Raw genomic sequence first — 13,979 nt, forward strand, 5'->3', positions numbered from 1 at the left:
ACCTTTTTCTTTTTAAAAAAGAGAGAACAATAAACCAATAAGCGCCACTCGGAATAAAATCGCAATGAGTGCAGCGATACCACCCACAATGGCAGCGGTACCGCCAGTTACAGTAGCCCCGCGATTATAAGCGTAAATACCAAGTAGAACAGACACAAGACCAAATAGTGTTGGGAATGTGAATAATGATAATATTGCTAAGGCAAGAGCAATGAAACCAGCAGTCGATCCAGCTGCAGACGATCTTACATCATCGTTATCTTTATCATCATAATCGATACGCTGTGGTGCAACTTCAGCTGCGTATTCTTCTTTATAATCACTATCTATTCGATCTCTTTTTTTATATTCATCAAATTTCTCAGTCAAAGTAAGGACTCCTTTCATAACAAGGTTCAATAGTAGTATGTTTCTCTTTACTGTTTTTATCCCGCTATTTGCGAGCAGTGAGACTCCCACCTCAAAATTTGGCTGGAGCCCTGCGGCTCGTAAACGCCCGATTGGTGTGGGCTAATAATCAGTGGGGGATGAACAAAACCTCCACTGATTAAAGTTTCACTTTATCCGAACTTGTACAGGGAGTAATATCCAATTGGAAAGTGGAAAATGTTTTTTCAAAATAGGAAAACTTAGTATGACTTCCTCTATTTTGGAAAGTATAAAAAAGAATAATGAGGAAAGGGTGTAGTACATAATGGAACATCCAATTGAAAATTTAATGAAAACAGCAATGACAAATTTAAAAGAGATGGTAGATGTAAATACGATTGTTGGAAGTCCGGTTTCAACAGCTGACGGAAATGTAGTATTAACAGTATCTCAAGTGGCTTTTGGTTTTGGAGCTGGTGGAAGTGACTTTAAAGGTGATTTTATTTCCGAAAAACATAACGGCGGACAAGGGCAGCATAAAGAGAACAAGCAAAGTCATCCATTCGGAGGCGGAAGCGGGGCTGGGGTTTCTATTAGCCCAGTTGCTTTTTTAGTAGTTGGTTCTAACGGTGTGCAAGTGTTGCATCTCAATAGTAGTACACATTTAATTGAAAAAGCGTTAAATACTGTGCCAAGCACTGTGGATAAATTTGTGAATGGTCGCCAAAAGTGAACTTGCATTTTTTAGGAATTATGATATATTAGAAAAAGTGCGCTTTATGACGATCGGAATAATTGAACTGTAAATATATATGATGTGTGGAATAAGGGAGAGGAATTTATGATTAATATCAAAAACTTAGTAGTTGGCTTATGTATGTTAGTAAGCGGTTTTGTTGTATATGTAATAAAAGAAAAAGCTCCATTCTAAAACAGACAAACCGTTAATGTCTGTTTTTAATTTGTGAAAAATGTTGACAAGTTATTGTATTGGTGTTAAAATTTTAATTCGTGTCTCGGTTAAAGCTAGTGTAAAGTAAATAAATCTTATGAATATAATACGAAAAGTTTGCGAAAGATCGGGTAGTCTTACCAACAACTTTTGTGAACAAACCCTATAAATTGTATATGTAAGCTTTATATGTATACTAGTGAATCAAGGAGCGGTCAGTGGAACCGTAATGGTGAGAGAGAGGTAGGGCTTTCATCCAGTATATGTTACTTTCCCGTTAGGTGAATATAAAAAAGAGGGCTCCTTTTGAAAAGGAGCCCTCTTTCTATAAATAAATTGAAACTATAATCAGTGGAACCATTCTATTCCCTTTACATGTTAGCTCACAAATAATGTGATAAAAATGATTAAGTGCGGTTTTCAACTTGCTGACAAATTTCATCTGTTGTTAAACCATGTGCTTTAATTACAGATCCTTTTATCGATGTATCTGCAATGCCCATCATATTAGAATCTTGCCCGGTTACAACGCAACAATCACACCCATGTGCATCATTTTCAGAGTTAAGTGAAACGACTTCATGTCCTTGTTGCTGAAGAGCTTGTTGAACATCAGTTAAAGAGTTCTCAACACCAATTCTAGCCATAATTTTCACCTCCTACCATCTAGTTGCTAGTATGCTCAAGTTCATAGCATATATTTATGAAAAGATGGTAGGAAGAGAATATTTGTTTAGTCGTTATATACACCAGTAAGCATTTGACTTACGAATTGATCGTTTAATGTATCTTGTGCTGAACTGTTATTAGACTGAATATCGATTGAAGCTGTGTAGTTGTTATGTTTTTTGCTATGTGGTTCTACTTCAACGTAATTATCGAATTTACAAAAACCTTTCGTATCCATTAAATCAAATAATTGAAGCATTTCTACTACCTCTTGTCTCGTTCCTTTAATTTGTACACACGCCATTGTTATTTCCTCCTTCAATTTGACAAATTGTTTTTTAAAAATAGGATTATGATTACTAAATGAAAAATATGAATGTTATTTTTAGACAGCGTTATTTTTGTTATTTTCCCCCTTTTTCACCAAAAGTCGTTGTATATTACCGGATTTATAAAATCGGACGTCCGTTTATTGAATACAATAGATTCGTATCAATTGGCGAAAACCCTTCTTTTAAACAAATATTTTTTTTAGTAGAATTTGACGAAAAAAAAATTTTGACTTTTTGTAAACGTTAACAATGTTATTAAATCAATATAAACAAAGATGTACGTACGATTAAAAATTAAAAATTTTCTAAAAATTCACTTGATTTATTTGAAAAGGAGAGTAGACTAGGAAACAATAAAAAACTCATAGAACATAGGGGGCGCTTTCAAGTGAACGAGCAGTGGATTTTCTTAAATGGAGAATTTGTTCCAAAAGACGAAGCAAAGGTTTCAGTATATGATCATGGCTATTTATATGGCGATGGAGTGTTCGAAGGAATTAGGGTATATAGCGGTAATGTTTTCCGTTTGAGAGAGCATCTTGTCCGGTTATATGAATCAGCGAAATCCATCATGTTAGAAATTCCATATACGTTAGAAGAAGCAACGAAAATCGTTGTTGAAACGATTCGACAAAACAAAATATCTAATGGATATATCCGCCTCGTTGTATCAAGAGGACCTGGGAACTTGGGATTAGATCCCGATTCTTGTACGAAACCAAATGTAGTAGTAATTGCAGAGCAATTATCTTTATTTCCACAAGAATATTATGAAAAAGGGATTCCGATTATAACAGTTGCAACGCGTCGCAATCGCCCGGATGTTTTATCGCCTCAAGTAAAATCTTTAAATTACTTAAATAATATTTTAGTTCGCATTGAGGCGAAATTAGCTGGAGTACAAGAAGCACTTATGTTAAATGACCAAGGATATGTAGCTGAAGGCTCTGGAGATAATGTATTTATTGTGAAGGGAAATAAATTAATTACACCACCAAGTTCTGCTGGAGCGTTAGAAGGTATTACACGAAACGCGATTTTAGAAATCGGCGAAAAACTTGGATATGACGTAAGAGAAGAATTATTTACAAGGCATGATGTATATGTAGCTGATGAAGTGTTTTTAACAGGAACAGCTGCTGAAGTAATTGCTGTTACGACAGTAGATGGAAGAACGATTGGTTTAGGTAGAACAGGGCCACATACGAATCGTTTATTAGAAGAATTCCGTAAATTAGTTGTAGAAGATGGAGAGAAAATTTACGAAGAAAATAAAGTTGGATAATAGCTCTTATGACATGATAAAGCGTTGATAGGGAGGAGTAGTTGACTGTGAAGCCTCACAGAGAGTCGGTGGTTGCTGGAAACCGATGGTTCACGTTGACGAACATCACCCTTGAGTGCTAAGCTGAAACGTTTGTTTAGGCTTAGACGGTAGCTCCGTTATTAGCTAGACTCATATCCCGAGTCACTGAGGCAAGAGTAATCTTGCAAAGAAGGGTGGTACCGCGAAATCTTTCGTCCCTTCAGCACATAGCTGGAGTGTGGACGTAGGATTTTTTTATTTTATAAATGTTTTAAAAAAGGGGGCTTATAAGAAAAATGTCTTCAAAAACGGAAGAGAAACTGGCAACTGGTGCACAGCTATTGTTAGAAGCGCTAGAAAAGGAAGGAGTAGAGGTGATTTTTGGTTATCCAGGTGGTGCGGTTTTACCTCTATATGATGCGCTTTATGATTGTGAAATTCCGCATATTTTAACGAGGCATGAGCAAGGTGCAATTCATGCTGCTGAAGGATATGCAAGAATTACAGGAAATCCAGGAGTGGTAATTGCAACAAGTGGACCGGGTGCTACAAATGTTATTACGGGTCTAGCTGACGCGATGATTGATTCATTGCCACTTGTTGTATTTACAGGGCAAGTAGCAACAACGTTAATCGGGAGTGATGCTTTCCAAGAAGCTGATATTATGGGGCTTACGATGCCGGTGACAAAACATAATTATCAAGTACGAAAAGCATCGGATTTACCCCGAATTATTAAAGAAGCATTTCATATCGCTAGAACAGGAAGACCAGGCCCAGTCGTAATTGACCTTCCGAAAGATATGGTAGTAGAGAAAGGTGAGCGATGTAGTGATGTACAAATGGATTTACCAGGATACCAGCCTAATTACGAACCGAATCTACTACAAATAAACAAATTATTACAAGCGATTGCGACTTCAAAAAAACCGTTAATTTTAGCTGGAGCAGGTGTATTGCATGCAAAGGCATCGAAAGAATTAACAAGCTTTGCTCGTAAATATGAAATTCCTGTTGTTCATACATTACTTGGTCTTGGTGGTTTTCCGCCAGATGATAAATTATTTCTTGGGATGGGAGGAATGCACGGTTCTTACACGGCTAATATGGCGTTATATGAATGTGATCTACTTATAAATATAGGAGCAAGATTTGACGATCGTCTTACTGGAAATTTAGCTTATTTTGCTAAAGAAGCGATTGTCGCACATATAGATATTGATCCAGCGGAAATCGGAAAAAATGTGCCGACTGAAATTCCAATTGTTGCGAGTGCGAAGCAAGCATTAGAAGCTCTACTCAACTTTAAGGAAGGGGAAGTAAATCACAATGATTGGCTCTCATTATTGAATAGTAGAAAAGAAAAATACCCTCTTTCTTACAAAGAGCATTCGGAATGTATTAAGCCTCAATATGCAATTGATATGCTATACGAAATTACGAAAGGGGAAGCGATTGTAACGACAGATGTTGGGCAACATCAAATGTGGGCAGCTCAATATTATCCGCTGAAAAATCCAGATAAATGGGTAACTTCTGGAGGCTTAGGAACAATGGGCTTCGGGTTTCCAGCAGCAATAGGTGCACAAATCGCAAAGCCTGAAGAACTAGTTATTGCAATTGTCGGTGATGCTGGATTTCAAATGACCCTGCAAGAACTTAGTGTGTTAAAAGAGCATTCTTTACCAGTTAAAGTTTTTATTTTAAATAATGAAGCTTTAGGGATGGTAAGACAATGGCAAGAGGAATTTTATAATGGGCGATATTCGCACTCCTTACTTTCATGCCAACCAGATTTTGTTGCGCTTGCCAATGCTTATGGCATAAAAGGTGTTCGTATTGAAGACCCACTTCTTGCAAAGCAACAATTACAGTATGCAATTGAGTTAAGAGAGCCTGTTGTAATTGATTGCCGCGTACTTCAATCCGAAAAGGTAATGCCGATGGTTGCCCCAGGAAAAGGCGTTCATCAAATGGAGGGAGTGGAGAAAAGGTGAAGAGAATTGTAACAGCGACAGTTCGAAATCAAAGCGGTGTGTTAAATCGAATTACAGGTGTTATGACACGTAGACATTTTAATATTGAAAGTATTTCAGTAGGTCATACGGAATCATCGGATATTTCGAGAATGACGATTGTTGTACACGTTGAAAATGAACAGCAAGTTGAGCAGTTAATTAAACAACTTCATAAGCAAATCGATGTACTGAAAGTATCAGATATTACAGAAGAAGCGATGATCGCTAGAGAACTTGCACTTATTAAAGTAGCAACGTCTGTAGCAAGAGCAGAATTATATAGTTTAATTGAACCGTTCCGAGCCGCTGTAATAGACGTTGGGAAGGATTCCATAGTGGTGCAAGTAACAGGTACCCAGGAGAAAGTAGAAGCGTTAATTGAATTACTTCGTCCATATGGTTTGAAAGAAATTGCTAGAACAGGTGTAACAGCATTTACACGTAGTATGAAAAAACAAGATAAACAAGTTATGTTAATTCAATAATTATTTAAAAAATAGGGGGAAATGAAAATGGCGAAAGTTTATTATGAAAAAGACGTAACGGTAAATGTATTAAAGGAAAAGAAAGTAGCAATCATCGGATATGGATCGCAAGGCCATGCGCATGCGCAAAACTTACGTGATAACGGATTTGATGTGGTAGTAGGACTGAGGAAAGGGAAGTCATGGGATAAGGCGAAAGAAGACGGTTTTTCTGTATATACAGTAGCGGAAGCAGCAGAAAAAGCAGATGTAGTAATGATTCTACTACCTGATGAATTACAGCCGGAAGTATATGAAGCTGAAATTGCACCAAACTTACAAGGCGGCAATTCTCTCGTTTTCGCGCATGGATTTAATGTTCACTTTGATCAAGTAAAACCGCCAGCTAATGTAGATGTATTTCTAGTAGCACCGAAAGGTCCAGGACATCTAGTACGTCGTACGTTTGCGGAAGGGGGAGCTGTTCCTGCATTATTTGCAGTATATCAAGATGCAACAGGAGTTGCGACTGAAAAGGCACTTTCATATGCAGATGGAATTGGGGCGACGAGAGCAGGTGTATTAGAAACAACGTTTAAAGAAGAAACAGAAACAGATTTATTTGGAGAGCAAGCTGTACTTTGCGGCGGAGTGACTGCACTAGTAAAAGCTGGGTTTGAAACGTTAGTTGATGCTGGTTATCAACCGGAAGTTGCATATTTTGAATGTTTACATGAACTAAAACTAATCGTTGACCTTATGTATGAAGGCGGACTTGAAAATATGAGATATTCAGTTTCAGATACAGCGCAGTGGGGCGACTTCGTATCAGGACCACGCGTTGTAACGGAAGATACAAAGAAAGCGATGGGTGCAGTGCTAGCAGAAATTCAAGATGGTACATTTGCAAGAGGCTGGATTGCAGAGCATAAAGCAGGAAAACCAAATTTCCATGCGACAAATGAGAAAGAGAATGAACACGAAATTGAAGTAGTTGGACGTAAATTACGTGAAATGATGCCGTTTGTACAGCCGCGAGTAAAGGCAGGGGTCAAATAATATGAAGCAAATTTTGTTCATGGATACGACGCTACGTGATGGCGAACAATCACCAGGAGTTAATTTAAATGAACAAGAGAAATTACAGATTGCGAGGCAACTAGAGAGACTTGGTATTAATGTAATGGAAGCTGGATTCGCAGCAGCTTCTGAAGGTGATTTTCAATCGGTAAAACGTATCGCAAATACCATTCAAAATGCTACGGTTATGAGTTTAGCTAGAGCGAAAGAAAGTGATATTCGAAGAGCCTATGAAGCTGTGAAAGGCGCTGTCTCTCCTCGTTTACACGTATTTTTAGCTACGAGTGACATTCATATGAAATATAAGCTTTGTATGTCAAAAGAAGATGTATTAGATAGCATACATCGCTCGGTTACGCTCGGGAAATCACTATTTCCAACAGTTCAATTTTCAGCAGAAGATGCAACAAGAACATCGAGAGCATTTTTAGCTGAAGCAGTAGAAGTCGCGATTCGCGCAGGAGCGAATGTAATCAATATTCCTGATACAGTTGGATATACGAATCCAGAAGAATATTATTCTCTTTTTAAATACTTACAAGAATCCGTTCCGTCGTATGAAAAAGCAATTTTCTCTTGTCATTGTCACGATGATCTTGGGATGGCAGTAGCGAATTCGTTAGCTGCGGTTGAAGGCGGAGCGTTACAAGTAGAAGGAACGATTAATGGAATTGGAGAAAGAGCGGGGAATGCGGCGCTAGAAGAAGTCGCGGTTGCTCTCCATATTAGAAAAGATTTCTATGAAGCAGAATCCTCTATGACATTAAAAGAAATTAAAGCGACGAGTACGTTAGTAAGTCGGTTAACGGGTATGGTTGTACCGAAAAATAAGGCGATTGTTGGAGCAAATGCTTTTGCTCACGAATCAGGTATTCATCAAGACGGTGTATTAAAAGAAGTAACGACGTATGAAATTATTGAACCATCACTGATTGGAGAGTCACAAAATTTATTTGTATTAGGAAAGCATTCCGGGCGCCATGCGTTTACTGAAAAAATGAAAGAACTTGGTTATGAGTTTACAAAAGGAGAACGAGATGTGGTGTTTGAAGCATTTAAAAACTTGGCTGACCGTAAAAAAGAAATTACAGAAGAAGATTTACGTGCGCTTATGCTTGGTGAAGCAGCATTTGCGGCCCAGCAATATAGCATTACTCAATTGCAAGTACATTTCGTATCAAATAGTACACAGTGTGCAACGGTTGTACTAAAAGACGAGGAAGGAAATATGTACGAAGATGCAGCAACTGGTTCTGGAAGTATTGAAGCGATCTATAATGCAATTCAAAGAATTTTAGGATTAGAATGTGACTTAGCGGATTATCGCATACAATCTATAACGCAAGGTCAAGATGCACTTGCACATGTTCATGTTGAATTAAAAGAAGGAACTCATCAAGTATCAGGTTTTGGTGTTGCGCAAGACGTATTAGAAGCATCGGCGAGAGCGTATGTTCATGCGGCCGGAAAATTAAAATCTTTTATTACTCTTGTGAAGTAACTGTTTGATAAGTGAGGGGATCGTCCCTTACTTATCAAAGTATATTTCTGAAAATTCAGACAAAAAGGAGTGTTTTAATTGGAAAAACGTATCGTTTGTTTAGCGGGTGATGGTGTTGGTCCGGAAATTATGGAAAGCGCGAAGGAAGTATTGCATATGGTAGAGAGGCTATATGGACATCACTTTCATTTACAAGATGAGTACTTTGGCGGAGCGGCTATCGATTTAAATGGGCAACCATTACCACAGCGAACACTTGCCGCTTGTTTAGCGAGTGATGCGGTTTTACTTGGAGCGGTTGGTGGACCGCGGTGGGATGATGCGAAAGAAAGGCCAGAGAAAGGATTATTAGCTTTAAGAAAAGGACTTGGTGTATTTGCGAACGTTCGTCCTGTAACAGTAGAAAGCGCAACTGCACATTTATCGCCATTAAAAAACGCAGATGAAATTGACTTCGTTGTCGTTCGTGAACTAACAGGCGGTATTTATTTCTCTTATCCGAAAGAAAGAACGGAAGAATCGGCAACTGATACACTTACGTACCATCGTCATGAAATTGAACGTATCGTGTCGTATGCTTTTCAATTAGCGAGTAAGAGAGAGAAAAAAGTAACCTCTATTGATAAAGCGAATGTTTTAGAATCTAGTAAATTGTGGAGAGCTGTTACGGAAGAAGTAGCTCTTCGTTATCCTAATGTTGAATTAGAGCACATTTTAGTAGATGCAGCTGCTATGGAGTTAATTCGAAACCCAAGGAGATTTGACGTTATCGTAACAGAAAATTTATTTGGTGATATTTTGAGCGACGAGGCTTCTGTATTAGCAGGGTCATTAGGAATGCTTCCATCAGCGAGCCATGCGGAAAACGGGCCGTCTTTATATGAGCCTATTCACGGATCAGCGCCAGATATTGCAGGTAAAAATAAAGCGAATCCAATTGCGATGATGCGTTCAGTAGCGATGATGCTTGGGCAATCATTTGGATTAACGAGAGAAGGGTATGCGATTGAAGAGGCAATTTCTGCAGTTCTTCAATCTGGGAAATGTACAGCTGATATTGGGGGGAATGAGACGACAACTTCATTTACGAGGGCAGTTATTCAAGAAATGGAAGAGCAGGCACTAGTAGGGAGAGGAAGATAATGGGGAAAAGGTTACTAGATAAGCTTTGGGAAAGACATGTAGTTGTAACGAATGAAAATGGATTGGATTTATTATATATCGATCTTCATCTCGTTCATGAAGTAACGTCACCGCAAGCCTTTGAAGGCTTGCGGCTTGCAAATCGAACTGTTCGGAGACCGGAATTAACGTTTGCAACGATGGATCATAATATTCCAACGAAAGATGTTTGGAATATTACCGATCGCATTGCGAAGCAGCAATTGGATACACTTCGTGACAATTGTAAACAATTTAAGGTGCGATTAGCCGATATTGGTGATGAAGAGCAAGGAATCGTTCACGTTATAGGACCAGAACTTGGGCTCACACAACCGGGGAAAACGATTGTATGCGGTGATAGCCATACAGCAACCCACGGTGCTTTCGGTGCTTTAGCGTTTGGTATTGGTACGAGTGAAGTAGAACATGTATTAGCAACTCAAACGTTGTGGCAACGAAAACCGAAAGCGATGGGGATTGAATTAAAAGGAAAGTTACCGAAAGGCGTTTATGCAAAGGATATTATTTTGCATCTTCTCTCAAAGTACGGTGTAGCGGTTGGAACGGGGCATGTAATGGAATTCTACGGAGAGACGATTCGTGATATGGGTATGGAAGAGAGAATGACACTTTGCAATATGGCAATTGAAGGGGGAGCGAAAGCTGGCATCATTGCACCAGATGAGAAAACATTTTCTTATGTAAAAGGGCGTGAATATGCACCGAAAGACTATGAAACGTTTACGGGAAAATGGTCGGAGCTTTATACAGATTCAGATGCAATTTATGATTTACATATTTCGGTAGATGTTACGGATTTAGCACCGTATGTCACTTGGGGAACAAATCCTAGTATGGGTGTTCCTATTGATGAAAAATTACCAGAGAAGCATAACGAAAATGATGAAAGAGCATTTTCATATATGGGATTGAGCCCTGGGCAAAGTACGTTTGAAATTCCTGTTAAGCATGTCTTCATTGGTTCTTGTACAAATTCACGTTTATCTGACTTAGAAATTGCTGCATCTGTTGTAAAAGGGAAAAAGGTAAAAGAAGGTGTGCGAGCACTCGTTGTACCAGGATCAAAAAGTGTGAGAGAGCGGGCGATGCAAAAAGGCTTACATCGCATATTTGAAGAAGCGGGATTTGAATGGAGAGAGCCTGGATGTTCAATGTGTCTTGGGATGAATCCAGATCAAGTACCTGAAGGAGAACATTGTGCTTCTACTTCAAATCGTAATTTTGAAGGAAGGCAAGGGAAAGGAGCACGAACACATTTAGTAAGTCCAGCTATGGCTGCAGCAGCTGCGTTATATGGTCATTTTGTTGATATTAGAAAGGAGAGTTACGATGGAACCATTTCATATTCATAAAGGTACTGCCGCAGTACTTATGAATGATAACATTGATACAGATCAAATTATTCCGAAGCAATATTTGAAGAGAATTGAAAGGACGGGATTTGGAAAATATTTATTTGATGAGTGGCGTTACGATAATGAGCGCCATGAAAATCCTAATTTCCCCCTTAATGCACAAGAACGAAAAGGAGCAAGTATATTAATTACAGGTGATAATTTTGGATGTGGTTCTTCAAGAGAACATGCTCCATGGGCGCTTGCGGATTATGGTTTCCGCGTTATTATCGCCGGAGGATTTGCAGATATTTTTTATATGAATTGTATGAAGAATGGTATGTTACCGATTGTAATGGATAAAGAGATGCGTGAACAACTTGCCAAAACGAATGCGAGAGATCAAATGGAAGTTGATTTAGAGAATGAAGTAATTATTACGAATACGCACAGGTTTCATTTTACAATCGAGAAAATGTGGAAAGAAAAATTATTAAATGGTCTAGATGAAATCAGCATTACAATGCAATATGAACAAGAAATTGAAGAGTATGAAAGAAAAGTAGCTTCACATTAACTAAAAGTAGAATATTCGAAATGTATTTACATTCAGAATTAACTGTTATATAATATGTAAAAAATCAGAGGAGAAAGGGAGTAAGTATTATGAATATCGTGCAATCTATTAAAATGCTTACAAAACTACATCATCATACATGAAACCCTTGAACCTAACGTGAAAACGTGTAGGCACAAGGGTTATTCCCGTTGTACCTACACTCTACTAAAGAGCCTTGTAGGTATTTTGTCTACAAGGCTCTTTTTATTTTCGGTTTGGGTGGATGGAATGGCATAAATTAAAGAGGGAAGGGTGTGTGAATTCAGATGACAAAGTGGAAACGGGCAAATCCGAATGGAACGAGAGATTACTTATTCGAAGAATGTACGTTAATTGAAGAAGTGGAACAAAAATTAAGACGGACCTTTTTAGAGAGAGGTTATGAAGAAATAAGGACACCTACAATTGAATTTTATGATGTTTTTGCATTTCAAAACAGGCCGATAGATGAAGAAAAGATGTATAAATTTTTCGATGAAAAAGGACGGATTATCGTTTTACGCCCAGATATGACAATTCCTTTAGCAAGAGTAATTGGAACACAGAGAGGAGATATTCCTCTTAAAGTAACTTATAGCGGGAATGTATTTCGGGCGAATGAGTCCCTTACTGGGAAATATAATGAAATAGTGCAAAGTGGTATTGAAATTATCGGGATTGAAAATGTAAGGGCTGAAATTGAATGTGTGATAAGCGTAATTCAAGCACTTCAAAAATTAAAGGTGCAATCTTTCACAATTGAGATTGGGCAAGTGCAGTTATATAAATGTATCGTAAAAAAGCTCCCCATTAATGATGAAGAAGAGAAGTTACTTAGAACGTATATTGAAAGTAAAAATTATGCCGCACTCTCACACTTTATAGAAGAAAAGAAATTAAATCGGTGTGATGAAACAGTAAGGTTACTTGAGAAACTACCAAGGTTATTCGGGAGTTTAGATGTTGTTGAGGAAGCAGAAAAACTCGCCTCAAGTAATGAAATGAAAATGGCCATTGCGAGAGTGAAAGAAATATATGAAACAATTGAACAGTTAGGATATGGCTCTTACATATCAATTGATTTAGGTATGGTTCAACATTTGGATTATTATACGGGTGTTATTTTCAAAGGGTATATATATGAAATTGGAGAAGAGATTGTTAGTGGCGGAAGATATGATGAGTTAATTGGAAATTTTGGAGAGATGATGCCAGCGGTTGGGCTCGCGGTGCAAGTAAATCAAATAGTTAAGGCACTTCAAGAGCAGCAAGAACCATATAAACGAAAGAGAATAGATATTATGATTCATTATGAGTTAAATAGATTAGCAGAAGCGGAAAGGTTACGAAATTTACTGCAAAAGGACGGGAAGAATGCCCAGTTATCTTTATTCTCTAATTTAAACGATACTTTTCAATTTGCAAACAAGAATAAAATAATGACAGTCGTTGAGGCGAAGAGTGAGTCACTAGTGGAATATGTATGGAGAGAGAAATGGATCATCCAGAAAGAAGGGGAGGCTTCATGCGTAACATTCAAATTGCGTTAACGAAAGGAAGATTAGAAAAGCATGTTATTCCACTGTTTGAAAAAATTGGAATTGATTGTTCAGAGCTCAAAGATAAAGGAAGAAAACTTGTGTTTAAAAGTAAAAACACAAACATTTCATTTATTTTAGTGAAAGCGGTAGATGTTGCTACTTATGTAGAACATGGCGTAGCTGATATTGGAGTCGTTGGAAAAGATATATTAATGGAATTTGAGAAAGATATATATGAGATGGTCGATTTAGGAGTGGGCGTGTGTAAATTTTGTGTCGCTTCTATTCCTACGTATAATCCGAAGAGTTATCGAAAAAAACGAATTGCTACGAAATATCCGCACATTACTTCTACATATTTTCATGATAAAGGGGAGGATGTAGAAATTATTAAAATAGAAGGATCTGTAGAGATTGCTCCACTTCTAGGTTTGGCAGATGCCATTGTTGATATTGTTGAAACAGGAAAAACATTACAAGAAAACGGGTTAATTGTATTTGAGGAAATGTGCTCTATATCAGCTCGAATGATTGTGAATAAGGCTGCATTGAAAACTAAAAAAGACGAAATATTCTGTATTATAAATATGATGGAACAAGAAATTTTGTCAGGGAAATAGGGGGACTTTA

Annotated in this window: 16 protein-coding genes and 1 other annotated feature; of the genes, 13 read left to right on the top strand and 3 right to left on the bottom strand. The window is 37.8% G+C overall.

Annotation, left to right across the window (positions count from 1 at the left end; all coding sequences use genetic code 11):
• Positions 1 to 12 precede the first annotated feature (12 nt).
• On the bottom strand, positions 13 to 387 hold the full coding sequence (locus QCI77_RS07170) for a hypothetical protein (RefSeq protein WP_002011728.1): 375 nt from the start codon (positions 385 to 387) through the stop codon (positions 13 to 15).
• Between the two features lie 307 nt (positions 388 to 694).
• Between QCI77_RS07170 and ytfJ the strand changes: the two genes are divergently transcribed.
• Entirely contained in the window at positions 695 to 1,102 is a 408-nt protein-coding gene (ytfJ, locus tag QCI77_RS07175; protein WP_002030645.1) for a GerW family sporulation protein, read from the top strand.
• Positions 1,103 to 1,210: 108 nt separating this feature from the next.
• Positions 1,211 to 1,300, top strand: coding sequence for a hypothetical protein (locus tag QCI77_RS07180; RefSeq protein WP_000608225.1), 90 nt, complete (start codon positions 1,211 to 1,213; stop codon positions 1,298 to 1,300).
• Positions 1,301 to 1,728: 428 nt separating this feature from the next.
• On the opposite strand, the gene QCI77_RS07185 is transcribed toward QCI77_RS07180, so the two are convergent.
• Both QCI77_RS07185 and QCI77_RS07190 read right to left on the bottom strand, forming a co-directional pair.
• Positions 1,729 to 1,968: a YkuS family protein gene (locus QCI77_RS07185; protein ID WP_002011725.1), complete on the bottom strand. Its 240-nt coding sequence runs from the start codon at positions 1,966 to 1,968 to the stop codon at positions 1,729 to 1,731.
• An 86-nt stretch (positions 1,969 to 2,054) separates the two neighbouring features.
• Positions 2,055 to 2,294 carry a DUF3911 family protein gene (locus QCI77_RS07190; RefSeq protein ID WP_016119885.1) on the bottom strand — a complete coding sequence of 80 codons (240 nt, stop codon included), beginning with the start codon at positions 2,292 to 2,294 and terminating at the stop codon, positions 2,055 to 2,057.
• A 59-nt stretch (positions 2,295 to 2,353) separates the two neighbouring features.
• On the opposite strand from QCI77_RS07190, the gene QCI77_RS07195 reads away from it, so the two are divergent.
• The 11 genes from QCI77_RS07195 (at position 2,354) to hisG (ending at position 13,969) form a co-directional block, all read left to right on the top strand.
• Positions 2,354 to 2,569, top strand: a complete 216-nt coding sequence (locus QCI77_RS07195; protein WP_113770100.1) for a hypothetical protein — start codon at positions 2,354 to 2,356, stop codon at positions 2,567 to 2,569.
• A gap of 141 nt (positions 2,570 to 2,710) precedes the next feature.
• Complete coding sequence (ilvE, locus tag QCI77_RS07200) at positions 2,711 to 3,607, top strand: branched-chain-amino-acid transaminase (protein ID WP_107886965.1); 897 nt, start codon at positions 2,711 to 2,713, stop codon at positions 3,605 to 3,607.
• Between the two features lie 15 nt (positions 3,608 to 3,622).
• Positions 3,623 to 3,851 (top strand) — a binding site (T-box leader).
• A gap of 73 nt (positions 3,852 to 3,924) precedes the next feature.
• Positions 3,925 to 5,625 carry an acetolactate synthase large subunit gene (ilvB, locus tag QCI77_RS07205; RefSeq protein WP_002168823.1) on the top strand — a complete coding sequence of 567 codons (1,701 nt, stop codon included), beginning with the start codon at positions 3,925 to 3,927 and terminating at the stop codon, positions 5,623 to 5,625.
• Positions 5,622 to 6,131 (top strand): acetolactate synthase small subunit, encoded by a 510-nt coding sequence (gene ilvN, locus QCI77_RS07210; protein WP_000822948.1) that lies wholly within the window; start codon positions 5,622 to 5,624, stop codon positions 6,129 to 6,131. Before ilvB ends, ilvN begins: the two co-directional genes overlap by 4 nt.
• 21 nt (positions 6,132 to 6,152) lie before the next feature.
• Positions 6,153 to 7,169 (top strand): ketol-acid reductoisomerase, encoded by a 1,017-nt coding sequence (gene ilvC / locus QCI77_RS07215; RefSeq protein ID WP_003188179.1) that lies wholly within the window; start codon positions 6,153 to 6,155, stop codon positions 7,167 to 7,169.
• 1 nt (position 7,170) lies between these two features.
• The gene (leuA, locus tag QCI77_RS07220; RefSeq protein WP_353824705.1) at positions 7,171 to 8,691 is read left to right on the top strand and encodes a 2-isopropylmalate synthase; all 1,521 of its coding nucleotides are present in this window, start codon (positions 7,171 to 7,173) and stop codon (positions 8,689 to 8,691) included.
• Positions 8,692 to 8,769: 78 nt separating this feature from the next.
• On the top strand, positions 8,770 to 9,834 hold the full coding sequence (gene leuB, locus QCI77_RS07225; protein ID WP_002011718.1) for a 3-isopropylmalate dehydrogenase: 1,065 nt from the start codon (positions 8,770 to 8,772) through the stop codon (positions 9,832 to 9,834).
• Positions 9,834 to 11,228, top strand: coding sequence for a 3-isopropylmalate dehydratase large subunit (leuC, locus tag QCI77_RS07230; protein WP_002011716.1), 1,395 nt, complete (start codon positions 9,834 to 9,836; stop codon positions 11,226 to 11,228). The genes leuB and leuC overlap by 1 nt, the downstream gene beginning before the upstream one ends.
• Entirely contained in the window at positions 11,206 to 11,787 is a 582-nt protein-coding gene (leuD, locus tag QCI77_RS07235) for a 3-isopropylmalate dehydratase small subunit (protein ID WP_002126281.1), read from the top strand. The genes leuC and leuD overlap by 23 nt, the downstream gene beginning before the upstream one ends.
• A 308-nt stretch (positions 11,788 to 12,095) precedes the next feature.
• Positions 12,096 to 13,358 carry an ATP phosphoribosyltransferase regulatory subunit gene (locus QCI77_RS07240; protein ID WP_002140970.1) on the top strand — a complete coding sequence of 421 codons (1,263 nt, stop codon included), beginning with the start codon at positions 12,096 to 12,098 and terminating at the stop codon, positions 13,356 to 13,358.
• On the top strand, positions 13,334 to 13,969 hold the full coding sequence (gene hisG, locus QCI77_RS07245; protein ID WP_033708301.1) for an ATP phosphoribosyltransferase: 636 nt from the start codon (positions 13,334 to 13,336) through the stop codon (positions 13,967 to 13,969). Before QCI77_RS07240 ends, hisG begins: the two co-directional genes overlap by 25 nt.
• The last annotated feature ends 10 nt before the right edge of the window (positions 13,970 to 13,979 follow it).

It is taken from the genome of Bacillus cereus group sp. MG9 (genome assembly GCF_040459995.1).
Classification (GTDB): Bacteria; Bacillota; Bacilli; order Bacillales; family Bacillaceae_G; genus Bacillus_A; species Bacillus_A mycoides.

Coding starts and splice junctions, on each gene's coding strand:
- QCI77_RS07170 (WP_002011728.1), bottom strand. CDS start 387: ATGAAAGGAGTCCTTACTTTGACTGAGAAATTTGATGAATATAAAAAA.
- ytfJ (WP_002030645.1), top strand. CDS start 695: ATGGAACATCCAATTGAAAATTTAATGAAAACAGCAATGACAAATTTA.
- QCI77_RS07180 (WP_000608225.1), top strand. CDS start 1,211: ATGATTAATATCAAAAACTTAGTAGTTGGCTTATGTATGTTAGTAAGC.
- QCI77_RS07185 (WP_002011725.1), bottom strand. CDS start 1,968: ATGGCTAGAATTGGTGTTGAGAACTCTTTAACTGATGTTCAACAAGCT.
- QCI77_RS07190 (WP_016119885.1), bottom strand. CDS start 2,294: ATGGCGTGTGTACAAATTAAAGGAACGAGACAAGAGGTAGTAGAAATG.
- QCI77_RS07195 (WP_113770100.1), top strand. CDS start 2,354: ATGAAAAATATGAATGTTATTTTTAGACAGCGTTATTTTTGTTATTTT.
- ilvB (WP_002168823.1), top strand. CDS start 3,925: ATGTCTTCAAAAACGGAAGAGAAACTGGCAACTGGTGCACAGCTATTG.
- ilvC (WP_003188179.1), top strand. CDS start 6,153: ATGAAAATGGCGAAAGTTTATTATGAAAAAGACGTAACGGTAAATGTA.
- leuA (WP_353824705.1), top strand. CDS start 7,171: ATGAAGCAAATTTTGTTCATGGATACGACGCTACGTGATGGCGAACAA.
- leuC (WP_002011716.1), top strand. CDS start 9,834: ATGGGGAAAAGGTTACTAGATAAGCTTTGGGAAAGACATGTAGTTGTA.
- leuD (WP_002126281.1), top strand. CDS start 11,206: ATGGAACCATTTCATATTCATAAAGGTACTGCCGCAGTACTTATGAAT.
- QCI77_RS07240 (WP_002140970.1), top strand. CDS start 12,096: ATGACAAAGTGGAAACGGGCAAATCCGAATGGAACGAGAGATTACTTA.
- hisG (WP_033708301.1), top strand. CDS start 13,334: ATGCGTAACATTCAAATTGCGTTAACGAAAGGAAGATTAGAAAAGCAT.